General features: G+C 74.4%; 23 protein-coding genes. 15 read left to right on the top strand and 8 right to left on the bottom strand.

Annotated elements, in window-relative coordinates; translation table 11 throughout:
• Nucleotides 1-135 precede the first annotated feature (135 nt).
• Nucleotides 136-531, bottom strand: a complete 396-nt coding sequence (locus ACGFI2_RS25075) for a DUF2267 domain-containing protein (protein ID WP_393521276.1) — start codon at nucleotides 529-531, stop codon at nucleotides 136-138.
• Between the two features lie 354 nt (nucleotides 532-885).
• Here ACGFI2_RS25075 and ACGFI2_RS25070 point away from each other — a divergent pair, with 354 nt between their 5' ends.
• Nucleotides 886-1,590: a CBS domain-containing protein gene (locus ACGFI2_RS25070; protein WP_393521274.1), complete on the top strand. Its 705-nt coding sequence runs from the start codon at nucleotides 886-888 to the stop codon at nucleotides 1,588-1,590.
• 52 nt (nucleotides 1,591-1,642) lie between these two features.
• Here ACGFI2_RS25070 and ACGFI2_RS25065 read toward each other — a convergent pair whose 3' ends face one another.
• From ACGFI2_RS25065 to ACGFI2_RS25055, 3 genes are read right to left on the bottom strand one after another with little or no spacing between them, the layout of a single operon-like run.
• Complete coding sequence (locus ACGFI2_RS25065) at nucleotides 1,643-3,001, bottom strand: hypothetical protein (RefSeq protein WP_393521272.1); 1,359 nt, start codon at nucleotides 2,999-3,001, stop codon at nucleotides 1,643-1,645.
• On the bottom strand, nucleotides 2,983-3,801 hold the full coding sequence (locus tag ACGFI2_RS25060; protein ID WP_393521270.1) for a sugar phosphate isomerase/epimerase family protein: 819 nt from the start codon (nucleotides 3,799-3,801) through the stop codon (nucleotides 2,983-2,985). The genes ACGFI2_RS25065 and ACGFI2_RS25060 overlap by 19 nt, the downstream gene beginning before the upstream one ends.
• Complete coding sequence (locus tag ACGFI2_RS25055) at nucleotides 3,802-4,839, bottom strand: zinc-binding dehydrogenase (RefSeq protein WP_393521268.1); 1,038 nt, start codon at nucleotides 4,837-4,839, stop codon at nucleotides 3,802-3,804. It lies immediately after the preceding gene.
• Nucleotides 4,840-4,961: 122 nt separating this feature from the next.
• On the opposite strand from ACGFI2_RS25055, the gene ACGFI2_RS25050 reads away from it, so the two are divergent.
• The 5 genes from ACGFI2_RS25050 to ACGFI2_RS25030 are packed head-to-tail and all read left to right on the top strand — an operon-like array spanning nucleotide 4,962 to nucleotide 9,419.
• Nucleotides 4,962-6,353 carry an ABC transporter substrate-binding protein gene (locus ACGFI2_RS25050; protein ID WP_393521266.1) on the top strand — a complete coding sequence of 464 codons (1,392 nt, stop codon included), beginning with the start codon at nucleotides 4,962-4,964 and terminating at the stop codon, nucleotides 6,351-6,353.
• Nucleotides 6,350-7,309: a carbohydrate ABC transporter permease gene (locus ACGFI2_RS25045; RefSeq protein ID WP_393521264.1), complete on the top strand. Its 960-nt coding sequence runs from the start codon at nucleotides 6,350-6,352 to the stop codon at nucleotides 7,307-7,309. The genes ACGFI2_RS25050 and ACGFI2_RS25045 overlap by 4 nt, the downstream gene beginning before the upstream one ends.
• Nucleotides 7,309-8,175, top strand: a complete 867-nt coding sequence (locus ACGFI2_RS25040; protein WP_393521262.1) for a carbohydrate ABC transporter permease — start codon at nucleotides 7,309-7,311, stop codon at nucleotides 8,173-8,175. The genes ACGFI2_RS25045 and ACGFI2_RS25040 overlap by 1 nt, the downstream gene beginning before the upstream one ends.
• A 22-nt stretch (nucleotides 8,176-8,197) precedes the next feature.
• Nucleotides 8,198-8,800 (top strand): phosphatase PAP2 family protein, encoded by a 603-nt coding sequence (locus ACGFI2_RS25035; protein ID WP_393521260.1) that lies wholly within the window; start codon nucleotides 8,198-8,200, stop codon nucleotides 8,798-8,800.
• 16 nt (nucleotides 8,801-8,816) lie between these two features.
• The gene (locus ACGFI2_RS25030; protein ID WP_393521258.1) at nucleotides 8,817-9,419 is read left to right on the top strand and encodes a class I SAM-dependent methyltransferase; all 603 of its coding nucleotides are present in this window, start codon (nucleotides 8,817-8,819) and stop codon (nucleotides 9,417-9,419) included.
• Nucleotides 9,420-9,432: 13 nt separating this feature from the next.
• Here the strand turns inward: ACGFI2_RS25030 and eccB are convergent, their stop codons facing one another.
• Nucleotides 9,433-10,815, bottom strand: coding sequence for a type VII secretion protein EccB (gene eccB, locus ACGFI2_RS25025; RefSeq protein WP_393521256.1), 1,383 nt, complete (start codon nucleotides 10,813-10,815; stop codon nucleotides 9,433-9,435).
• Nucleotides 10,816-11,151: 336 nt separating this feature from the next.
• Here eccB and ACGFI2_RS25020 point away from each other — a divergent pair, with 336 nt between their 5' ends.
• From ACGFI2_RS25020 to ACGFI2_RS24985, 8 genes are all read left to right on the top strand, one after another.
• A complete protein-coding gene (locus ACGFI2_RS25020) occupies nucleotides 11,152-11,421 on the top strand; it encodes a metal-sensitive transcriptional regulator (RefSeq protein WP_091064957.1) in 270 nt (89 codons plus the stop codon).
• A 129-nt stretch (nucleotides 11,422-11,550) separates the two neighbouring features.
• Entirely contained in the window at nucleotides 11,551-12,951 is a 1,401-nt protein-coding gene (locus tag ACGFI2_RS25015) for a rhodanese-like domain-containing protein (protein WP_393521254.1), read from the top strand.
• A gap of 81 nt (nucleotides 12,952-13,032) precedes the next feature.
• Nucleotides 13,033-13,626 (top strand): rhodanese-like domain-containing protein, encoded by a 594-nt coding sequence (locus ACGFI2_RS25010; protein WP_393521252.1) that lies wholly within the window; start codon nucleotides 13,033-13,035, stop codon nucleotides 13,624-13,626.
• Nucleotides 13,620-14,519 carry a sulfite exporter TauE/SafE family protein gene (locus tag ACGFI2_RS25005; protein ID WP_393521360.1) on the top strand — a complete coding sequence of 300 codons (900 nt, stop codon included), beginning with the start codon at nucleotides 13,620-13,622 and terminating at the stop codon, nucleotides 14,517-14,519. Before ACGFI2_RS25010 ends, ACGFI2_RS25005 begins: the two co-directional genes overlap by 7 nt.
• Nucleotides 14,458-15,066 carry a class I SAM-dependent methyltransferase gene (locus ACGFI2_RS25000; protein WP_393521250.1) on the top strand — a complete coding sequence of 203 codons (609 nt, stop codon included), beginning with the start codon at nucleotides 14,458-14,460 and terminating at the stop codon, nucleotides 15,064-15,066. The genes ACGFI2_RS25005 and ACGFI2_RS25000 overlap by 62 nt, the downstream gene beginning before the upstream one ends.
• A gap of 80 nt (nucleotides 15,067-15,146) precedes the next feature.
• Complete coding sequence (locus tag ACGFI2_RS24995) at nucleotides 15,147-15,857, top strand: spermidine synthase (protein WP_393521248.1); 711 nt, start codon at nucleotides 15,147-15,149, stop codon at nucleotides 15,855-15,857.
• Between the two features lie 74 nt (nucleotides 15,858-15,931).
• A complete protein-coding gene (locus ACGFI2_RS24990) occupies nucleotides 15,932-16,111 on the top strand; it encodes a hypothetical protein (RefSeq protein ID WP_393521246.1) in 180 nt (59 codons plus the stop codon).
• 90 nt (nucleotides 16,112-16,201) lie between these two features.
• Nucleotides 16,202-17,881 (top strand): long-chain-fatty-acid--CoA ligase, encoded by a 1,680-nt coding sequence (locus ACGFI2_RS24985; RefSeq protein ID WP_393521244.1) that lies wholly within the window; start codon nucleotides 16,202-16,204, stop codon nucleotides 17,879-17,881.
• 17 nt (nucleotides 17,882-17,898) lie between these two features.
• Here the strand turns inward: ACGFI2_RS24985 and ACGFI2_RS24980 are convergent, their stop codons facing one another.
• Nucleotides 17,899-18,573, bottom strand: coding sequence for a hypothetical protein (locus ACGFI2_RS24980; RefSeq protein WP_393521242.1), 675 nt, complete (start codon nucleotides 18,571-18,573; stop codon nucleotides 17,899-17,901).
• A gap of 149 nt (nucleotides 18,574-18,722) precedes the next feature.
• Between ACGFI2_RS24980 and ACGFI2_RS24975 the strand changes: the two genes are divergently transcribed.
• Nucleotides 18,723-19,091: a nuclear transport factor 2 family protein gene (locus ACGFI2_RS24975; protein ID WP_393521240.1), complete on the top strand. Its 369-nt coding sequence runs from the start codon at nucleotides 18,723-18,725 to the stop codon at nucleotides 19,089-19,091.
• A gap of 16 nt (nucleotides 19,092-19,107) precedes the next feature.
• On the opposite strand, the gene ACGFI2_RS24970 is transcribed toward ACGFI2_RS24975, so the two are convergent.
• Together ACGFI2_RS24970 and ACGFI2_RS24965 are read right to left on the bottom strand one after the other, a co-directional pair.
• Entirely contained in the window at nucleotides 19,108-19,713 is a 606-nt protein-coding gene (locus tag ACGFI2_RS24970) for a response regulator transcription factor (protein ID WP_393521238.1), read from the bottom strand.
• Entirely contained in the window at nucleotides 19,710-20,852 is a 1,143-nt protein-coding gene (locus ACGFI2_RS24965; protein WP_393521236.1) for a sensor histidine kinase, read from the bottom strand. Before ACGFI2_RS24965 ends, ACGFI2_RS24970 begins: the two co-directional genes overlap by 4 nt.
• Nucleotides 20,853-20,869 lie beyond the last annotated feature (17 nt).

Here is a 20,869-nt window from a genome sequence, read left to right as displayed (position 1 = left end):
CCCTCTGGCGCGTAGACGATTTACAGCGTAGGTACCTACTCGCGAGTTATTTTACGGTGAAAATACTTCCGGGCCGTCAAATTTTCGCCTCACGGCCCCTGCTCGGCAGCTCGACCCGGATCGCGGGGAGCCTGCTCAGACATCGTACGGCGGGCGCGGAATGGGGTCCACCATCGCGTCGAATCCGCGCGGAAGCTGCGCCACGAGATCCTCGAACTCGCCGACCGTGACCGTGTCGCGCAACGTGGCGAGCACCGCCCGCGCGCCCACCTCGGCGACCGCCGGGTCCACCGCGGCCCGCTCGGCCACCCGGTAGAGGAAGTCCACCGCGGCGCCGGTCGCTCCCGCCCGGTCCGGCGCGGACAGATAGCCGCCCACGTCGTCCGGCAACTGGGCGGCCAGGTCGGCCGACTCGTCGGCGGTGATCCGTTCGGCGAGGGTCTGCAGCACCGCCCGGGAGATCGTCGCGGCGTCGTCCGTGGGCAGCTCGGCCCGACGCGCCACCGCGTCGACGAACAGGGGAAAACGCATGCCGCCCCTCCCCTCGTCGCCGGCCACCGACCCTCCGCCGGCCCGCGGAATACCCGCGCCCACCCCCACCAAACGGAGCCCACACTCCCAAGATCCACTCCACTTCGGCGAAGTGGCTCCATCACGGCCGATCGGATACCACCGTCACGGCGAGCTGGTGTGGATCAAGGAGCCGACCAAGGCTGGCAACCGCCGGCCGACCACGTCGCGGACGTGCCCGCGTCGACCGGCTGAGCCGGGACTTCCGGCCCGGTCACCGGGTCCGTGCGCCCCTGCTCCGGCCCACCCCCGCCGCCTAGCGTCGAGGACGGAGGCGCCGGCTCGAGCCGGCGCGCCGGGGACGAGGAGGACGCCATGCGTACGTGGCAGGTGCGGGACGTGATGACCACCGACGTGGCGTCGGTGCGGGAGGGCACGGCGTACCGGGAGATCGTCGACGTGCTGACCGGCCGGCAGGTGACGGCGGCGCCGGTGGTGGACGGCGACCGGCGGGTCCTCGGGGTGGTCTCCGAGGCGGACCTGATGTACAAGGTGGAGCTGTCCGGGCAGCCGCGTGAGCGGCGGATCCGGCCCGACCGGCACCGCCGGGAGGCGCGGGCGAAGGCCGGCGCGACGCTCGCGGCCGACCTGATGACCGCTCCCCCGGTCACCGTCACGTCGGACGCCACGCTGGTCGAGGCGGCCCGGCTGATGGACTCCCGCGGCGTGAAGCGGCTGCCGGTGGTCGACGACCTGGGCCGACTGGTCGGCATCGTGACCCGCGGCGACCTGCTCAAGGTGCACCTGCGCCCGGACCCGGACATCCGGCGGGACGTGGTCGACGAGGTGCTGCGGCGCACGCTCGGCGTGCGCGACGGCGTGGTGGACGTGACCGTGCACGGCGGCGTGGTGACGCTCACCGGTCAGCTGGAGCGCTGGTCCACGGTGCGCCTGGCGCTGCGGTTGACCCGTCAGGTAAGCGGCGTGGTCGAGGTGGTCGACGCGCTCGGCTACGCGATCGACGACGCGCCGCGCTCGGCCCTGCGGCTCGGCGGCGGCATGCCGGCCGGCATCGCCTGAGCCGACCCGGTCGGTCGGCGGCGTCGGCCCGCGGGTGACGCCGCCGGCCCGCTCACCCTTCGGCGAGCGCGTCCAGCACCAGCGCGGCGGTCCAGCTGAACGCCGGTGAGCCGAGTCCGGCCCCGGTGTCCGGGTGGAAGTACTCGTGGCAGCCGGCGCCGTCGACCAGGTCGAGCAGGGACTCGCGCAACCCGGCCGCCAGGTCGGCCCGGCGGTGCGTCCGCAGCCCCTGCCAGAGCAGCCAGCCCGTGTTCACCCAGCTCGGCCCGCGCCAGTAGCGCAGCGGTTCGAAGTCCGGCGCGGTGCGGTCGTGGGTGGGCAGCGGCCGGTCCATCCGGGCGGCCAGGCCGAACCGGGGCGAGCACGCCTCGGCCAGCACGGCCCGCACCTGCGGCTCGGGCAGGTCGGGCAGCGCCAGCGGCAGCAGACCGAGCACGGTACGGGGTCCGACGAGCCGGTCGGTGCGCACGTCGCGGGGGCGGAACGTGCCGGCTACCGGATCCCAGAGCCGGCTCACCAGGGCCTCGGTGATCCGGGCGGCCCGGTCGCGGTGCGGGCACGGGTCCGCGCCGACGACGGTCGCGATCCGGGCCAGCGCGTACTCGGAGACCCCGAGCGCGGCGTTGACCAGCGGGCACTCCACCAGGAACGGATGCCGGCCGAGCAGCCCCTCGTCCCGGTAGCGGCCGGCGCGGTAGCTGTCCACCAGGGCGACGTAGCGCGCGTAGTCCAGGTCGGTGGGCCGGTGCGCGGCGTCGGCGTACGCGGTGTCGTGCCGGCGGTACGCGCGCATCACCGACTCGTCGGCCGGCACCGCCGCCAGCGGGGCGTCCCAGGCGGGGCTGTTGTCCAGGCCGGACTCCCACGGGTGCACGACGGCGGCCAGCCCGCCCCCGCCGACGTCCCGCCGCCCGGCCAGGTAGCGCTGCTGGGCGACCAGCCGGGGATAGAGCCGGCGCAGCGCGGCCACCGACGCCTCGGACGGCGCGCGGCGGTGCACCAGCCATGCGGCCGGGGCGTGCACGGGCGGTTGGACGATGCCGGAGGTGGGCGCCGCCGGGGCGCCGTCGGCGCGGGCCGAGTCCCAGAACTCGGGGCCGGGGAAGTAGGAGCCGACGCGCAGCGCCGGGTTGAACACGATGTGCGGCACCCGCCCGTCGACCCACTGCGCGGCGAACAGGGTGCGCAGCTCACGCCAGGCCCGATCCGGGCGTACGTGCGCCAGCCCGACCGCGATGAACGCCGAGTCCCAGCTCCATTGGTGCGGGTAGAGCGTGCGCGACGGCACGGTGTGGTCGTGTTCCCAGTTGGCGTCCAGGGTGGCCAGCGCGAGCCGGCGCAGCCGGGCGTCCCGTTCGGCGCCGGCCCGTACGCCGGCCGCCAGGCTGCCGGTCACGCGGCGGCCCGCCACGGCCGGTCCGCCCGCAGCACGTCGGCGGCCTGGCGCAGCGCGGCGACCGGTTCACCGCGCAGCCGGCACTCCAGCGCCAGCCACCCGGGATAGCCGAGGTCGTCGAGCGTGCCCAGCAGCGCGGCCCAGTCCAGGTGCCCGGCGCCGGGTTGGTACCGGTTGGAGTCGCTGACCTGCACGTGCCCGAGGTGCGGCGCGGCGGCGCGCAGCGCGGCGCCGGGATCGTCCTCCTCGATGTTCATGTGGTAGGTGTCGGCGACCACCCGCACCGCGGGCGACCCGACCGCCCGGCACAGCTCGACCGCCTGGTCGAGCCGGTTGACCATGTGGTCCTCGTACCGGTTGAGCGGTTCCAGGAAGAGCGTGACCCCCTCGGCCCGGGCGTGCTCGCCCAGCTCGCCGAGGGCGTCGACGAGCACCCGCCGGTCGTCGGCGGGCGACCGGGGCGGCTCGAACGGTGGCAGCCGGCGGGAGAACATGCCCCAGGCGGCGGGCGTCATGGCCCCGACGCCGCCCAGCTCGGCGATCACGGAGAGCTGGGAACGCAGGTTGCGCACCGCGTCCCGGGAGCGGTCCGGGTCGAAGTCGCCGATGAAGTGGTCCATCTCGACGCAGACGGTCGGCGTCACCACCCCGGCGGCGTGGGCCCGGCGCAGCTCCGGCAGCCGCCGGGCCAGCGCCAGGTCCCCCCGCCCGCGCAGCTCGATGCCCTGGTAGCCGAGGGAGACGGCGAGGGCGTACCTGTCGATCAGGTCGGCGCCGGGGAGCAGCTGCTCCTGGCAGGCCAGTGGGATGTCCATTCAGAACCTCAGCACCACTTGGAGGACGTCACCGTCACCGCGGTCGAGCAACGCCAGGGCGTCGGCCACCGCGCCCGCGTCGACGACGTGGCTCACCAGCGGCAGCGGGTCGACGCTGCCCTCCGCCACCAGGTCCATGAAGGTGTGTGCGATCCGCGTCGGGGTCCACCGGCCGGCCGTGCCGGGTGCCGGGTCCGGCCCGGAGACCTGCGCGGCCACCAGCTGGATCCGGTTGTGGTGGAACTCCTCGCCGAGTTCCAGCCCGTGTGCGTACCCCTGGTAGAAGCCGGCGGCGACGACGCGGCCGGCGTGCGCGGTGGCCTTGATCGCCTGGTGCAGCGCCGGGTACGCGCCGGACAGCTCCAGGCACACGTCGGCGCCCCGGCCGTCGGTGGCCGCCCGCAGCGCGGTGGCGGCCGAGTCGCCGACGGCCTCGACCACCCGGCGGGCGCCGAGCCCGGTGGCGTGCGCCAGCCGCGCTGGTTCGGTGTCGACGGCGACCACCCGGGTGCCGGACAGGACCGCGAGTCGGGTGCCGAGCAACCCGATCACGCCCTGGCCGAAGACGCCGACCCAGTCGCCGAGGTGCAGGTCGCCGGCGAGCACCGCGGTCAGCGCGATGGCTCCGGGCCGGGCGAAGACGGCGGCGAGCGGGTCGAGGCCGGGGGTGAGCGGGTGCGCGGCGGCGGCGGGGAGCACCGCCTCGGCGCGGTGCCCCCAGATGCCCCAGACGAGTTGCCCGGCGCGGCGGTCGGCGACGTCGGGGGCGACCTCGACGATCTCGCCGACCTCCTCGTAGCCGAAGCCGACCACCGGGTACGCGGGTCCGGCCTGGCGGGGCACGAACATCCGGGCGCCCGCGTCCCAGTCCTTGCGGAGGCGGGGGTTGCTGCCCCGGTAGAGGGTCAGCTCGGTGCCGGCGGAGATGCCGGAGTAGCGGGTGCGGACGCGGACCTGACCCGGGCCGAGCCGGTCCGGGGGGCAGGGCTCCAGGCGAACGCGCCGGGGCCCGGCCAGAGAGACAACCCAGTTGCCCATGGCGTCGCTCCGAGGAAAGTGCCGGCCTCGATTCTAACCCCTAAAAATGGGCATATCTGATTAGATTGATGAATCCGTGGGTATTGATGCCGCGCCGTGCTCCTTGGAGAAAGGTGCCACCGATGTCATCACCCTCAACACGGTTGCTCGCGTCGAGCCTGATCCTGGCACTGGCCGGGGCCGGCGCGACCGCCTGCAGCGACGACGGGCAGAAATCCGACAGTACGCAGATCACCGTGTGGAGCCTGGAGGACGTGGCGGACCGGGTCAACGCCACCAAGGCGATCATCGCCGACTACACCGCGAAATCCGGCGTCAAGGTCAACCTGGTCACCGTCAACGAGGACCAGTTCCCCGCCCTGATCGCGTCCAGCGCCGCCGCCGGTGACCTGCCCGACGTGGTCGGCTCGGTGTCGCTCGCCGGCGTCCGCACCCTCGCCGGCAACGAGCTGCTGGAGCCGGACGCCAACAAGGCGGTGGTGGAGAAGCTCGGGCGGGACACGTTCTCCCCCCGCGCGCTGGAGCTGACCAGCGACGGCGGCACGCAGCTCGCCGTGCCCAGCGACGGCTGGGGCCAGCTGCTGGTCTACCGCAAGGACCTGTTCGACGCCGCCGGCCTGCCCGCCCCCGACACGTACGAAAAGATCGCCGCCGCGGCGGCGAAGCTGAACACCGGCGGCGTCGCCGGCATCACCGCGGCGACCGCCCCCGGCGACGTGTTCACCCAGCAGACGTTCGAGCACCTCGCGCTGGCCAACGGCTGCCAGCTCACCGACGACACCGGCAAGATCACCCTGGATTCGCCGCAGTGCGTCGAGGCGTTCCGGTTCTACGGCGACCTGATGCGGAACAACTCGGTCAAGGGCGCCCAGGACGTCGACACCACCCGGGCCACCTACTTCGCCGGCAGGGCGGCCATGCTGATCTGGTCGCCGTTCGTCCTCGACGAGCTGGCCGGCCTGCGCAACGACGCCCGACCCACCTGCCCACAGTGCCAGTCCGACCCGGCCTGGCTGGCGCGCAACAGCGGTTTCGTCACCGCGATCAAGGGCCCGAACGGCACCGAGCCGGCCCAGTACGGCGAGGTCAGCTCCTGGGCGGTGCTCGACGGCGCCGCCGACCCGGCGAAGTCCTTCGTGGAGTACATGCTCTCCGACGGCTACCCGCGCTGGTTCGGCATGTCCCCCGAGGGCCGCTTCCCGGTGCGCACCGGCACGCCCGAGGACAAGCAGAAGTTCCGCACCGCCTGGAACACCAGCCCGGCCGGCGTGGACACCAGGAAGCCCCTCTCCGACGTCTACGGCGACGACGTGCTCGCCACCCTGCGGGAGAGCCCGGACACGTTCCAGCGCTGGGGGCTGACCCAGGGCCAGGGCAAGCTGGTCGGGGCGATCCTGGGCGAGCTGCCGGTGCCGAAGGCGCTCGCCGACGTGGTCGGCGGCAAGTCCGACGCCCAGGCCGCCGCCGAGCGGGCCAAGAAGGACGTCGAGGCCATCGCCAAGGGCGTCAATTGACCACCACCGCGCCGGAGGCCGGCCGGTCCCCCACCCCGGAGCGGCCCCGCCGGCCCGGCCGCCGCCCGCTGACCCTGCGCCGCCGCGAGTCCCGCGCCGGACTCGCGCTGGTCACCCCCACATTGCTCGTCGTGCTCGCGGTGATCGGCATACCCATCGTGTGGACGGTGGTGCTGGCCTTCCAACGGGTACGCCTGGCGACACTGCGCAAGACCGGTCTTTTCGGCGAACTGACGCTGGACAACGTCGACCGGGTGCTGCACACCCCCGGGTTCGCCGACACGCTCTGGACCACCGTGCTCTACAGCGTCGGCGGCACCGCCGGCTCGATCGTGGTCGGCCTGGTCGCGGCGCTGGCGGTACGCGGGCCGTTCCGGGGCCGCACACTGGTACGCGCGTCGATGCTGCTGCCGTACGTGGCGCCGGTGGTCGCCATGACGTTCGTCTGGCAGGTGATGCTCGACCCGCAGCTCGGCATCGTCAACGACTGGGGGCGGCGCTTCCTCGGCTGGGACGCTCCGGTGGCGTTCCTGTCCCAGGAGTCCACCGCGCTGTGGACCGTGATCGCGTTCGAAGCGTGGCGCTACTTCCCGTTCGCGTTCCTGTTCCTGCTGGCCCGGCTCCAGGCCGTGCCGGCCGAGTTGGAGGAGGCCGCCCGGGTCGACGGGGCGACGCCGACGCAGCGGTTCCGGCACATCCTGCTGCCGCAGCTGATGCCGGTGATCGCGCTGCTCGGCGTGCTCCGGTTCATCATGACGTTCAACAAGTTCGACGACGTCTACCTGCTCACCGGCGGCTCCGCCGGCACCGAGGTGGTAAGCGTCCGGGTCTACCAGTTCCTCACCGCCCGCACCGACATCGGCGCGGCCGCCGCCCAAGCCGTCGTACTGGCCGTGGTGCTGCTCGTCTTCGTGGCCATCTACCTGCGCTTCTTCGGCGCGAAACGGGAGGCGTGATGGATCGGGACCGGATCGAGACGGTCGGCCTGCGCTGGCTGCGCCGGCTGGTGATCACCGGCTTCCTGCTGGTCACGCTGCTGCCGTTCTGGTACATGCTGGTGCTCTCGGTGCGCCCGATCGAGCGGCTGCTGCTCGACCCCGGCTCGCTCTGGGTGCCGTTCGGCGAGCTGACCCTCGCCACGTACGCCGAGGTGCTGCGGTCGGTCGAGAACGGCGGTCAGGGCTTCCTCACGTTCATCCGCAACAGCGGCCTGGTGGCGCTGGCCGCCACCGTGCTCACCCTGGTGGTGGCCATCCCCGGCGCGTACGCGGTCTCCCGGCTGCGGTTCTTCGGCCGCCGGCAGGTCAGCGCGCTGTTCCTGGCGGTCTACCTGTTCCCGTCGATCGTCATCGCGATCCCGCTGTTCGTGGTCTTCAGCCGGGCCGGGCTGCGCGGGTCGCTGTTCGGGCTGGTGCTGGTCTACATCTCGCAGACGCTGCCGGTCTCGGTCTACATGCTGAAGAACTACTTCGAGACCATCCCGGTCAGTTTGGAGGAGTCCGCGGCGATCGACGGCGCCGGCCGGCTCGGCATCATCCGCCGGGTCAGCCTGCCCCTGGCCGCGCCGTCGGTGATGGCGGTCGCGCTCTACGACTTCATGATCGCCTGGAACGAGTTCCTGTTCGCCCTGCTGTTCCTGGTCGACCGGCCGGACCGGTGGACCGTCTCACTCGGGCTGTCGCTGCTCGCCGACGGCGTCGAGGTGCCCAAGACCGTGCTGATGGCCGGCTCGGTCATCCTCACCCTGCCGATCGTGGTGCTCTTCTTCGCCGGCGAACGGCTGCTCACCGAGGGCCTCACCAGCGGGGCGGAGAAGGGCTGACGCGGCATGCCAGGATGACCGGGTGCGATCACCACGGGAGGGACCGGCCGGCGCGCGGCTGGCCCGGCTGCTCACCGAGGTGCTCGCCCCGGGCGTCCTGGTCACCGCGCTGCCGCTGGTCGCCGTCGCCCGGGTCAGCCGCGCCCCGGCCCAGCTGCTGCTCTGGGGCGGCACCGCGCTGCTGTTCTGCGCGGTGATCCCGGTCGGGGTGATCGTGTCCGGCGTCCGCCGGGGCCGGCTCACCGACCGGCACGTCGGCGACCACCGGCAGCGGGCCCGCCCGCTCTCGATCGGGCTGGCCTCGGTGGCGGTCGGGCTGCTGCTGCTGGCGGCGCTGCGCGCGCCGGCCGAGCTGTTCGCGGTGATCGTGGTCATCTTCGTGGTCGGCGCCGCCTGCACGCTCGTCAACCACTGGTGGAAGCTGAGCATCCACGCGGCGGTGGCCGGCGCCACGGTCGCCGTGCTGGTGCTGCTGTTTCCCCCGGTGGCGCACCTGGGCTGGCCGCTGGTGGCGGCGGTCGGCTGGTCCCGGGTGCGGCTGCGCGACCACACCTGGCCGCAGGTGCTGGCCGGGGTCGCGCTCGGCACACCGCTGGCCGCCGGCACGTTCCTCGCGCTGACCTGACCGTTACGGTTGGCCCATGAGCAAGCCGACCCGCTGGGTGACCGACACCGAACCCGGCCACTCGCAGTGGTACGTCGACCGGTTCCGCCGCCTCGCCGCCGAGGGCGCCGACCTGGCCGGCGAGGCCCGGCTGGTGGACGCGCTCGTGCCGCCCGGGGCGCGGATCCTCGACGCCGGCTGCGGCACCGGCCGGGTGGCCGCCGCGCTGGCCGGGCGCGGCCACGCCGTCGTCGGCGTGGACGCCGACCCGACGCTTGTCGAGGCGGCCCGCGCCGACCACCCCGGGCCGCGCTTCCTGGTCGCCGACCTGGCCGAGCTGGACCTGCCCGGGCAGGGCGAGGCGGAGCCGTTCGACGCGGCCGTGGTGGCCGGCAACGTGATGACCTTCGTCGCCCCCGGCACCGAACGCGCCGTGCTGGCCCGCATCGCCGCGCACGTGCGCCCGGACGGAGCGGTCGTGGTCGGCTTCGGCACCGACCGGGGCTACCCGGTCGCCGAGCTGGACGCCGACGCGGTCGCCGCCGGGCTGCGCCTGGAGCACCGCTTCGCCACCTGGGACCTGCGGCCCTGGCACGACGGCGCCGAGTTCGCGGTGACCGTGCTGCGCCGGCCCGCCTGAGTCGGGCCGCCGGTCACGCCGGGGCGGCCACCGCGCGGGCGGCCTCCGGGTCCAGCGGGCTGCCCGCCGGCAGCAGGTCGACCAGGCCGGCCGGCAGCCGCACCGGGCGCACCCCGGCGTAGCCGAGCATGCCCGGCACGTCCGCGCCGGACAGCGCGTACCGCCGGCCCAGGTCAGTGACCACGCAGACCGCGCCGCCGGTCGCGCCCGGCGCGGCCGCCGCCTCCACCAGCGCGCCGCGCCCCGGTTCCACCACGACCTGGTCGGCCAGCCCACCCCGACCCCCGGGGGTACGCGTGGCGGCGGTCAGGTCCGGCGCGGTCACGCCGAGCCGGATCTCCCGTACGCCCGCGTCGTCGCCGGCCCGGGCGCAGAGCGCGCCGCCCTCGGGCGTGGCCAGCCGGGGCGGCACGGCGGGCGGCGCGGTCGGCCCCGACGGCTCCAGGTCGGGCAGCTTCGGCAGCGCGGCGAACCGGCCGAGCGTGATCGGTTCCGGCTCGCCCTGGCCGGTGCGCGCCAGCAGCAACGCGGCCTGCAACTCGGTGATGCCGGCCAGCCCGCCGCGCGCGGCCACCGCGTACTGCCGGCCGCCGCCGGAGTTGCGCACCAGGTAGACGTCGCCCACCGCGGCGCCGCCGACCCGCTCGGAGGGGGCGCCGAGATCGCCCACCGGCGGTGGGACCAGGTCGGCGCCGGCCGGCAGGGTGTTGAGCAACGCCGCCGCGACCGGCACGGCCCGTTCCCGGGTGGCGGCCAGCGCGGCGAGCACCCGGTCGGTGTCGCGCAGCAGGTAACGCCGGTCGTGCCAGAGCAGGTGCAGCCCGCCGTCCGGGTGGCGGACCAGCAGGCCCTGCTCGCCGAGCGCCCGGCCGCCGGGCGCGCCCCGGCCGATCAGCAGCGCGGACCGGGCCTCGGCCCGGCCCGCCTCCCCGGTCACCGACGAACAGAGCGTCCAGCCGTCCCGGACCAGCCGGTTCGCGGCGGGCAGCGAGTCCGGGGCGTCCGCGATGCCGAGTGGCAGGCCGCGCGGCACGCCCTCGATGGCGCGGCGGGTGACCAGCACGGTCTTCGGCCGGTCCGCCCCGATGATCAGCAGGGCCGAGGCGTAGTTGAGCACCGGGTGCAGCTTCTCGTCGCGGTAGACGAACCGGGCGCCGGACTCCTTCTCCACGATCACCGCCCGGGTGTCCCGCCAGGAGCTGCCGCCGCCGGTGAACAGGCCGTACAGCGCCACCCCGCCGAGCGCGATCGCCGCCACCAGCACGCTGGCCAGACCGGCGCCGGCCAGCCGGCGGAACGGCGACTGCGCCGGGTCGGTCTCGCGCATGACAAGCGCGGCGACCGCACGCTGGACGGTGAACTGGTACGAGTGCAGCTGATCCTGCCGCGACGCCATCGAGTCCCTTCCGCCGGGTTCACCGGCGCACAGGATAAGCGCTCCGTCGATCCTCCGGCGACCCTGCGTGTCCCCCGCCCGACGCCCCCCGCCCGCGGGCTCTCGCGCTCGGGGGCGGGGATCGCAACGTCGCCGAGGTGGCGGTATCAACCCCACCGCGACACCGCCACTTCGCCGAACTGGTGTCGATCACGCCACAAGCCTCGGTCGATCATGAGGTCAGCGACCGACATACCGGACATGACCGCCGTCAACGTCGTGATCGATCGCCGCAGGAGCCCTGGGCGGTGGCGAACGGGTACCCCCTGGGGTATGTTCGGAGGCAGGAGGTGCGACGTGAAGCTACGACCCGAGATGACCGGCGACGCGCTGACCCGGCTCAAGCGGGCCCGGGGTCAGCTCAACGCCGTGATCGAGATGATGGAGAACGGTGAGGACTGCCGTGCGGCGTTGACCCAGCTCGCCGCGGTGTCCAAGGCCATCGACCGGGCCGGCTTCAAGATCATCGCCTCCGGCATGCGGCACTGCGGCACCGCCCGGCAGGCGGGCGAGGAGCCGGAGATGACCGAGGAGGAGCTGGAGAAGCTCTTCCTCTCCCTGGCCTAGCACCACGACATCCGACCCGGGTCGCGTGATCGCGGCCCGGGCGGGTAACCCGTGTCCGGAGAACCCGGGCCGGAGTCTGTCCCGCGCATACCCCCGGGGGTATACGCGACGACGAGAGGAGAACGGCACGTGACCGTCGAGGTTTCCGTCATCGCCACGTCCTCGCTCGGCGACCGCAGCTACCTGGCCGCCGACGGCCGGGTGGCGATCGTGGTCGACCCGCAGCGCGACATCGACCGCGTCCTGCACCTGGCCGGCGCCAAGGGGGTGCGCATCACCCACGTGGTGGAGACCCACATCCACAACGACTACGTCTCCGGCGGCCTGGAACTGGCCCGGATCACCGGCGCGCACTACCTGGTGGCCGCCGCCGACCAGGTCGGCTTCGAACGGATGCGCGCGGCCGACGGCGACGTGGTCCCGGTCTCGGACGACCTGCGGCTGCGGGTCGTCGGCACGCCGGGCCACACGTTCCACCACCTGTCGTACGTGCTGGACGAGACGAGCGACGGCGGCTGGACGCCGGTCGGCGTGTTCACCGGCGGCTCGCTGTTGTTCGGCACCACCGGCCGCACCGACCTGCTGGGCCAGCAGCACGCCCACGAACTGGCCCACCACCAGCACGCCTCCGCGCGCAAGCTGGCCGACCTGCTGCCCGACGGCGCGCAGGTGTGGCCGACGCACGGCTTCGGCAGCTTCTGCTCGGCCAGCCAGGCCGACGCCCCCGAGTCGACCATCGGCCGGGAGAAGGACGCCAACCCGGTGCTGCGGCTGGCCGCCGACCGGTTCGTCACCGAGACGCTCGCCGGCCTGGACGCCTACCCGGCCTACTACGCCCACATGGGGGTGGCCAACGCCGCCGGTCCCGCCCCGGTCGACCTCACCCCGGTGGCCCGGGCCGACGCCGGCGAGCTGCGCCGCCGGATCGCCGCCGGCGAGTGGGTGGTCGACCTGCGGCACCGCAAGGCGTACGCGGCCTCGCACCTGGCCGGCACCGTCAGCCTCGGCCTGGACGGGCCGATGTCGACCTGGCTCGGCTGGCTGATCGAGTGGGGCGTGCCGATCACGCTCCTGGCCGAGACACCGGACCAGGTCGCCGACGCCCAGCGGGAGCTGGTCCGGATCGGCATCGACCGGCCGGCCGCCCAGGCCACCGGCACGCCCGAGCGGTGGACCGCCGAACGGTCGGAGCTGCGCGAGCTGACCGTGGCCGACTTCCCGGCGCTGGCCGCCGCGCAGGCCGGGAACACCCCGGCCGGACTGCCCGCCCCGCAGGTCGTCCTGGACGTGCGGATGACCAACGAGTGGACGGCCGGGCACGTCGACGGCGCGGTGCACATCCCGCTTCCCGACCTGCCCACGCGGCTCGCGGACGTGCCCGCCGGCACGGTCTGGGTGCACTGCGGCTCCGGCTACCGGGCCACCGCCGCCGCGTCCCTGCTGGCCAACGCCGGCCACGACGTGGTGCTGATCGACGACATGTTCGGCCGGGCCGAGGCCGCCGGCGTCCGGCTGGCACCGACCGCCTGATCTCCCCGTTCCCCGCCCGGCCGGCGCGCCCACCGCGCCGGCCGGCGATGCCCCCTGCCCAGAACCACCGAAGGAGAGAGCATGACCACCACGACCCCGTCGACCATCGACGCGGCCACCCTGCGGGAGCTGATCGCCGCCGGCCGCGCCCCCCGGATGCTGGACGTCCGCAGCCCCGGCGAGTTCGAGGCCGCGCACGTCGCCGGCGCCTACAACGTGCCGCTGGACCTGCTCCGGGAACACCGCGAGGAGCTGCGCGACCACCTCGACGAGGACGTGGTGCTGATCTGCCGCTCCGGCGCCCGCGCCACCCAGGCCGAGCAGGCGCTCGCCATCGTCGGCCTGCCCAACCTCAAGGTCCTCGACGGCGGCATGCTGGCGTGGCAGGCCGCGAACGCACCGGTCAACCGGGGCCGGCCGCGCTGGGACCTGGAGCGCCAGGTCCGCCTCGTCGCCGGCTCGATCGTGCTGGCCGCCGTCGTCGGCTCGGTGTGGGCGCCGGGCCTCGAGTGGGTCGCCGGCGTCATCGGCGCCGGCCTCACCTTCGCGGCGGTCTCGAACACCTGCGCGATGGGCATGCTGCTGAGCAAGCTGCCCTACAACCGGGGCGCAAGCTGCGACCTGGACACCGTCGTCGGCCAGCTGCGCGACTCCGGCGCCGGGCGGCGATCGTGACCGCCCTGGCGCTGACCGTGGCCGGCGCGATGCTCATCGGCGTCAGCCTCGGCCTGCTCGGCGGCGGCGGATCCATCCTCGCCGTGCCGCTGCTGGTCTACGTCGCCGACCTGCCCGCCAAGGAGGCCATCGCCACCTCGCTGCTCGTCGTCGGCGCCACCAGCGCCGTCGGCGTGCTGCCGCACGCCCGCGCCCACCGGGTGCGCTGGCGCACCGGACTGGTCTTCGGCCTGGCCGGCATGACCGGGGCGTACGCGGGCGGCCGGCTGGCCGAGTTCGTCCCGGCGAGCGTCCTGCTCACCGCGTTCGCCCTGATGATGCTCGCCACCGCGGCCGCGATGATCCGCGGCCGGCGTCCCGCCGAGGGACGGGCGACGCCGCACGAGCCGCCGGTGCGCCGGGTGATCCTCGACGGCGTGGTCGTCGGCCTGGTCACCGGCCTGGTCGGCGCCGGCGGCGGGTTCCTGGTCGTGCCCGCCCTGGCGCTGCTCGGCGGGCTGCCGATGCCGGTCGCGGTCGGCACGTCGCTGGTCGTCATCGCGATGAAGTCATTCGCCGGCCTGGCCGGCTACCTGTCCAGCGTGCAGATCGACTGGGGGCTCGCGGGCGCGGTGACCGCCGCCGCGATCGTCGGCAGCCTGCTCGGCGGCCGACTGGCCGGCCGCATCCCGGAGGACGTGCTGCGCAAGGCGTTCGGCTGGTTCGTCGTGGTGATGGGCGTGTTCGTCCTGACCCGGCAGTTACCGCCGGTTACGGGACTCGCGCTGGCCATTCTCGCCGCAGCCGGTACGGTCACGGTGGCGGTGTGGGGCCGCCGAAGGAGGGGACACAGTGGACAGCAACGCCTGGGACGACCGGTACGCCAAAGCATCCGGACTGGTGTGGAGCGCTGAGCCCAACCGGTTCGTGGTCGAGTCGGTCGCCGGCCTGAGTCCCGGCTCGGCGTTGGACATCGCCGCCGGCGAGGGGCGCAACGCGGTCTGGCTGGCCGGTCAGGGTTGGCGGGTCAACGCGGTGGACTTCTCGACCGTGGCCATCGAGCGCGGGCGGGAGCTGGCCGCCGCGCGGGGCGTCTCGGTCGACTGGCGGGTCGCCGACGTGACCGCGTACCGGCCGGTGCCGGGCAGCTACGACCTGGTGCTGATCAGCTACCTGCACCTGCCGGCCGCCGACTTCGCCGGGGTGCTCGCCGCGGCCCGGTCGGCGCTGCGCCCCGGCGGCACGCTCGTGGTGGTCGGCCACGACCTGGCGAACCTCTCCGGCGGCACCGGCGGTCCGCAGGACGCCAACGTGCTGCTCACCCCGGAGGCGGTGGTCGACGGGCTGGCCGGGCTGCGTATCCGGCGCGCCGAGACGGCCCGCCGCCCGGTGCCGACCACCGACGGCGGCACGGTCGACGCGCTGGACACCGTGGTGGTGGCCACCCGCCCGGCGGACTGACCGCCGGCCGGGGCGTTCGCCGGGCCGAGTCCCGAGCCGGCCGGTACCATCCGGTGACGGATCGGCGGAGAGGACACCGGGTGGGCGTGCGTTTCGAGGAGTTGGCCTGGCGGGAGACCCCGATCGGGGAGATCAGCCTGCGCCGGCGCCACGACCCGGCGTTGGGCGCCGAAGTCTACGAGGTGAAGCTCGACGACGAGTACCTCATGTCCAGCGCCTTCCCGGTCGCGGAGATCGAGCTGGCCCGACTCGGGCTGGCCCCGCTCACCGGCGAGACGCTCGACGTGGTGGTGGGCGGGCTCGGGCTCGGCTACACCGCGCGCACCGCGCTGGCGGACGCCCGGGTGCGTTCGCTGCTGGTGGTCGAGGCGATCGAGGACGTGATCGACTGGCACTGCCGGGACCTGCTGCCGTTCGCCGCCGGTCTGGCCGCGGACCCGCGTACCCGGTTCGTCCGGGCGGACTTCTTCGCCGCGGTCGCCGACGGCGGGTTCGACCCGGACGAGCCCGGGCGGCGGTTCCACGCGGTGCTGCTCGACGTGGACCACTCCCCCCGCCACGTGCTGCACCCGAGCCACGCCCCGTTCTACACGGTCGAGGGCCTGCGGCGGCTGGCCACGCTGCTGCACCCGGACGGGGTGTTCGCGCTCTGGTCGAACGACCCGCCGGACTCCGAGTTCCAGCGCACGCTGACCGAGGTGTTCCCGACGTCGGTGGCGCACGTCGTCCGGTTCCCCAACCCGCTGCAGGGCCGGGAGGCGGCGAACACCGTCTACGTGGCCCGGCGCTGACCGCCCGCCGGTGGGCATGGTCGCCGGCGGAGCGGGAAAGCGCGCGGCCCACCGGGGGAGACGGGAGGCACGACATGCGTGCGTTGCTCTGGGTGGTCGGCGTGGTCGCCGGCGTGCTCATCCTGCTCGGGCTGCTGCTGGAGGCGGTCCGCTGGCTGGTCATCATCGGCGTGATCGCGCTGGCCGCGGTCGTCATCTTCGCCATCCTGAAGACCCGGCGGGTGGTCGACCGGCACTCGGCGAGGCACCGCTGATGTGACCAACCCGGCAACCTACGCCAGCGTAAGTTACCGGCCGGTCACGTTAGGCTGGGGCCGTCATCCGCGCAGCGAGGAGAGACGGCGATGGACGCGACCGACCGGCGACCCTGGACCCAGAGCTACGCACCCGGGGTGCCGGCTGAGATCGCCGAGCCGGACGGCTCGCTGGTCGAGCTGCTCACCGACGCGGCGGGCCGGTTCGGGCCCCGGGTGGCCCTCGACTTCTACGGCGCCACCACCACCTTCACTGAGCTGGCCGACCAGGTGGCCCGCGCCGCCGAGGCGCTGCGCCGGCTGGGCGTCTCGCCGGGCGACCGGGTGGCGCTGGTGCTGCCGAACTGTCCGCAGCACGTGGTCGCCTTCTACGCGGTGCTGCGCCTCGGCGCGGTGGTGGTCGAGCACAACCCGCTCTACACCGCCGTCGAACTGGACCGGCAGCTCACCGACCACGGCGCCGAGGTGGCGGTCGTGTGGGACCGGATCGCGCCGCTGGTGGCGGGGCGCGGCGCCGTGCGTACCGTGGTCGCGGTCGACCTGACCGCGGCGCTGCCCCGGCTCAAGCGGTGGGCGCTGCGGTTGCCGCTGCCGAAGGTCCGCGCCGCCCGCGCGGCCATGACCGGCACCGCGCCCGGCGCGCGGGCCTGGTCGGACCTGGTCGCCGCCGCCGACCCGCTGCCGGCCGCGCACCCGGGGCCGGGCGTCGACGACGTGGCGCTGTTGCAGTACACCGGCGGCACCACCGGGGTGCCCAAGGGCGCCGTGCTGACCCACCGCAACCTACGGGCCAACGCCGCGCAGGGCCGGGCCTGGGTGCCCGGCCTGCGCGACGGCGCGGAGACGGTGTACGCGGTGCTGCCGCTGTTCCACGCGTACGGGCTGACGCTCTGCCTCACCTTCGCCGTGGGCATCGGGGCGACGCTGGTGCTGTTCCCGCGCTTCGACGCCGACCAGGTGCTCGACGCGGCCCGCCGCCGCCCGCCGACGTTCCTGCCGGCGGTGCCGCCGGTCTACGCGCGACTGGCCACCGCCGCCCGCGAGCGCGGCGCGGACCTCACCTCGATCCGGTACGCCATCTCCGGCGCGATGGCACTGCCGCCGACCACCGTGGACCTGTGGGAACAGGTGACCGGCGGGCTGCTCGTCGAGGGCTACGGGATGACCGAGACGTCCCCGATCACGCTTGGCAACCCGGTCGCGCCGACCCGCCGGCCCGGCACGGTCGGGGTGCCGTTCCCCTCCACCGAGGTCCGTATCGTCGACCCGGAGGACCCGACCCGCGACCGGCCCGCCGGCGAGGCCGGCGAACTGCTGGTACGCGGCCCGCAGGTGTTCTCCGGCTACTGGAACCGACCCGACGAGACGGCGCGGGTGCTGCTGCCCGACGGCTGGCTGCGCACCGGCGACATCGTCACCATGGACGCCGACGGCTTCGTGACCGTGGTCGACCGGATCAAGGAACTCATCATCACCGGCGGCTTCAACGTCTACCCGTCCGAGGTGGAGGAGGCGTTGCGTCGCATCCCCGGCGTTATCGAGGCCGCCGCCGTGGGCGTGCCCACCGCGGACGGCGAGGAGGTGGTCGCGGCCGTGGTGCTCGACGTCGCCGTGGCCGGCACCCCGGAGGCGATCCGCACCGCCTGCCGCACCCACCTGGCCGGCTACAAGGTGCCGCGCCGGGTGGTGGTGGTCGAGGACCTGCCCCGCTCCCAGATCGGCAAGATCCTCCGCCGCGAGGTCCGCGACCGGCTCCTCGCCGACGGCTGACAGGCCGGTATCGCGCGTCAGTCGACCGGATAGCCCGTCGCCGCGACGTCGTGCCGGACGTCGGCGAGGACGAGGCGAGGGTTCAGGGTCCGCGTCACCGCGTCGGTCAGCGGCCGGTGGGCGACCACGTGCGCGACGGCCGCCCGGTCCACGGCGATCTCGTAGTAGTCCTCGGCGAATACCACGTACCGCTCCACGATGTCGTCGAGGAGGATCTTCAGCATCCCGGACCCGTCCGGCCCGACGTCGTCGTACAGTCCGGCACGCGGCGGGAAGGTGATGTCCGCGCCGGCCTGCCAGCGGTCGTCGCCGTCCAGCCGCCACAGCACGGCGGTCGCGACGAAATGCCCCTCCTCGTCGCCGAACGCCGGCTCGGCCACCAACGGGCCCAGCACCTCCGGCAGACCGTCGAGCAGGCCCGGCCACAACTCGCGATCCTCGTGGGCGTAGGGCGACATGGGCGACTCGTGGTCGAAGACCCGGATGAACACGCCGTCGGCGGTGAACACGACGGCCCACTCGTCGCCACTGCCGTTGCTCATCAGCGCCGCCTCGTCCGGACCCCACGCCGGATCGTAGGCGTAGTACGGATGCCCACCGTCGAGAATGCGTTCCAGCACGGCCAGCGCCCGGCACCGCCGTTTCAGCACGTCGATGTCCGGCAGTTCGGCGGCGATGTCGTACGCGGTCACCGCGCGACCCTACTATCCGCTGCGTCACCGATGCCCCGGGCGGGAAGGTCGTCGGCAGCCGGCCGACCCGCAGGAGGCGCGAGTCCGATCCGTTCTGCCGAGCGCGAAGTCACCGATCACGATCCGCCCGGACCGGCCAGAATCGTGGGATGACGGATCCTGGACCGGACGCGCCGCAGACGCGGCTCGCGAGCCTCTACGCGGCCTTCAACGGGCGTGACGTAGCCAGCCTGCTGGCTGCGATGACCCCGGACGTCAGATGGCCCAACGGCTGGGAGGACGGTGTCCTGCACGGCCACGCCGAGGTGGGCGCCTACTGGCGCCGGCAGTGGGCCGAGATCGACCCGACGGTGACGCCGACCGCCTTCGCCGTCGAACCCGACGGCCGCATCGCCGTCACCGTCCACCAGGTGGTCCGGGACCGGGCCGGGTCGGAGCTGGCGAACCAGACGGTCACGCACGTCTACCGCCTCGCCGACGGGCTGGTGGCCGAGATGGAGATCCGCGAGCGGTCCTGAGCGCGCGGCGGGACGGTCAGAGCCAGCCGTTGGCGCGGGCGGCGCGGGCCGCCTCGATCCGGTTGCGGGTGCCGGTCTTGCCGATCGCCGCCGACAGGTAGTTGCGGACCGTGCTCTCCGACAGGTGCAGCTCGGCCGCGACGTCGGCGACCGTCGCGCCGTCCATGGCGGCAGCGAGCACCTCGCGTTCCCGGCCGGTCAGCGGATCCGGGCCGGCCGACAGCGCCGCCACCGCCAGCGCCGGGTCGATCACCCGCTCGCCGGCCAGGACCCGCCGGACCGCCGCCGCCAACTCCTCCACCGGGCCGTCCTTGACCAGGAAACCCCGGGCGCCGGCCGCCATGGCCCGACGGAGGTAGCCGGGCCGGCCGAACGTGGTGAGGATGAGCACCCGGCAGGTCGGCACCTCGGCCCGCAGCGCGGCGGCGGCGTCCAGGCCGGTGCCGTCGGGCATCTCGATGTCGAGCAGCGCCACGTCCGGGCGGACCCGCCGGGCCGCCTCGACCGCGCCGGCGCCGGTGCCCACCTCGGCCACCACCTCGATATCGGGTTCGAGGTTCAGCAGCAGGGCCAACGCGCCGCGCATCATGCCCTGGTCCTCGGCCAGCAGCAGCCGGATCACCGGCACACCGCCGGAGCGGGCCGGCCGTGGACCCGGGCGGTGAGCCGCAGGCCGCCGTCGGGGTCCGGGGTGACGTCAAGCGTGCCCCGGGCCCGGCCCAGACGTTCGGCGAGACCGCGCAGCCCGTTGCCGAACTCGGGCCGGCCGCCGACGCCGTCGTCCCGGACGCTCAGCACCGACCCGTCGGCGTCGAGGTGGACATCGATCTCGCAACGGGTCGCCCGGCTGTGCCGCAGCACGTTCGTCACCGCCTCCCGCAGCACCCAGCCGAACGTGTCGTCGACCGCCGCGTCGAGCGGGTCGCCGCCGTGCCGTACCGTCACCGCGATCCCGGCGTCGGCCAGGGCGGCCCGGGCGTTGGCCAGCTCCCGGCCGAAGCTGTGGTCCCGGTAGCCGGTGACGGCCTCGCGGACCTCGGCCAACGCGGTCCGGCCGATCCGTTCGATGTCCGCGGCCTCCGCCGCCGCCCGGTCCGGGTCCGCCGGCACGAGCCGGCGTACCACCTCCGCCTTCACCACGACCAGCGAAAGCGTGTGACCGAGCAGGTCGTGCAGGTCACGGGCGAACCGGAGCCGTTCCTGCCGCACCGCCGAGCGGGCCAGCTCGCGCTGGGTCCGGCGCAGCTCGTCGACGAGCTGCGCCATCCGGACGAACGCCAGCGTCATGGCGCCGGCGAGCATCGTGATCAGCGCCGTCTGCGCGGTCTCCGCGGCCGGCGCCCCACGGGCCACGCCGATCGCCGCGACCGCGGCGACCGCGGCGCCGACCCAGCCGAAGCCCCACGCCGGACGGTCCACCGTCACGGCACCCGCCGCCGCCACGTACATCAACAGGATCAACCAGCCGCCGGGACCACCGGCGTACGCTGCGGCGAGCCCCACACCGAGCAGCGCGAACACCGCCAGCCCGAGGCGCCGCGCCAGCGGCGGGACCGGCAGGGACACCACCGGCACGGCCACCATGGTGAGGTAGAGCAGCGCGAACCCGATCAGCCCGACGGCCGCCGGCGCGGCGGGCCGCACCTCGCCGTCGACGATCGCGGCGGCCGGCGGGACCAGCAGCCAGAACCACAGCGTGTGCGCCGCGACCAGCGCGACGCCCCGCCTCCGGGCGGCGGCGTCAGGGTCGGGGCGGGCCATGGCAGTCACCGTACGGC

It is taken from the genome of Micromonospora sp. NPDC049282 (assembly GCF_043197045.1).
Lineage (GTDB): Bacteria > Actinomycetota > Actinomycetes > Mycobacteriales > Micromonosporaceae > Micromonospora.
The sequence above is the reverse complement of the archived record's forward strand: the minus strand, read 5'-3'. Positions and strand labels throughout refer to the sequence as shown.

What these genes read in the sequence shown, in the direction of transcription:
- ACGFI2_RS25075 (WP_393521276.1), bottom strand. Translation starts at nt 531, where the DNA reads ATGCGTTTTCCCCTGTTCGTCGACGCGGTGGCGCGTCGGGCCGAGCTG.
- ACGFI2_RS25070 (WP_393521274.1), top strand. Translation starts at nt 886, where the DNA reads ATGCGTACGTGGCAGGTGCGGGACGTGATGACCACCGACGTGGCGTCG.
- ACGFI2_RS25060 (WP_393521270.1), bottom strand. Translation starts at nt 3,801, where the DNA reads ATGGACATCCCACTGGCCTGCCAGGAGCAGCTGCTCCCCGGCGCCGAC.
- ACGFI2_RS25055 (WP_393521268.1), bottom strand. Translation starts at nt 4,839, where the DNA reads ATGGGCAACTGGGTTGTCTCTCTGGCCGGGCCCCGGCGCGTTCGCCTG.
- ACGFI2_RS25050 (WP_393521266.1), top strand. Translation starts at nt 4,962, where the DNA reads ATGTCATCACCCTCAACACGGTTGCTCGCGTCGAGCCTGATCCTGGCA.
- ACGFI2_RS25040 (WP_393521262.1), top strand. Translation starts at nt 7,309, where the DNA reads ATGGATCGGGACCGGATCGAGACGGTCGGCCTGCGCTGGCTGCGCCGG.
- ACGFI2_RS25030 (WP_393521258.1), top strand. Translation starts at nt 8,817, where the DNA reads ATGAGCAAGCCGACCCGCTGGGTGACCGACACCGAACCCGGCCACTCG.
- eccB (WP_393521256.1), bottom strand. Translation starts at nt 10,815, where the DNA reads ATGGCGTCGCGGCAGGATCAGCTGCACTCGTACCAGTTCACCGTCCAG.
- ACGFI2_RS25010 (WP_393521252.1), top strand. Translation starts at nt 13,033, where the DNA reads ATGACCACCACGACCCCGTCGACCATCGACGCGGCCACCCTGCGGGAG.
- ACGFI2_RS24990 (WP_393521246.1), top strand. Translation starts at nt 15,932, where the DNA reads ATGCGTGCGTTGCTCTGGGTGGTCGGCGTGGTCGCCGGCGTGCTCATC.
- ACGFI2_RS24985 (WP_393521244.1), top strand. Translation starts at nt 16,202, where the DNA reads ATGGACGCGACCGACCGGCGACCCTGGACCCAGAGCTACGCACCCGGG.
- ACGFI2_RS24975 (WP_393521240.1), top strand. Translation starts at nt 18,723, where the DNA reads ATGACGGATCCTGGACCGGACGCGCCGCAGACGCGGCTCGCGAGCCTC.
- ACGFI2_RS24965 (WP_393521236.1), bottom strand. Translation starts at nt 20,852, where the DNA reads ATGGCCCGCCCCGACCCTGACGCCGCCGCCCGGAGGCGGGGCGTCGCG.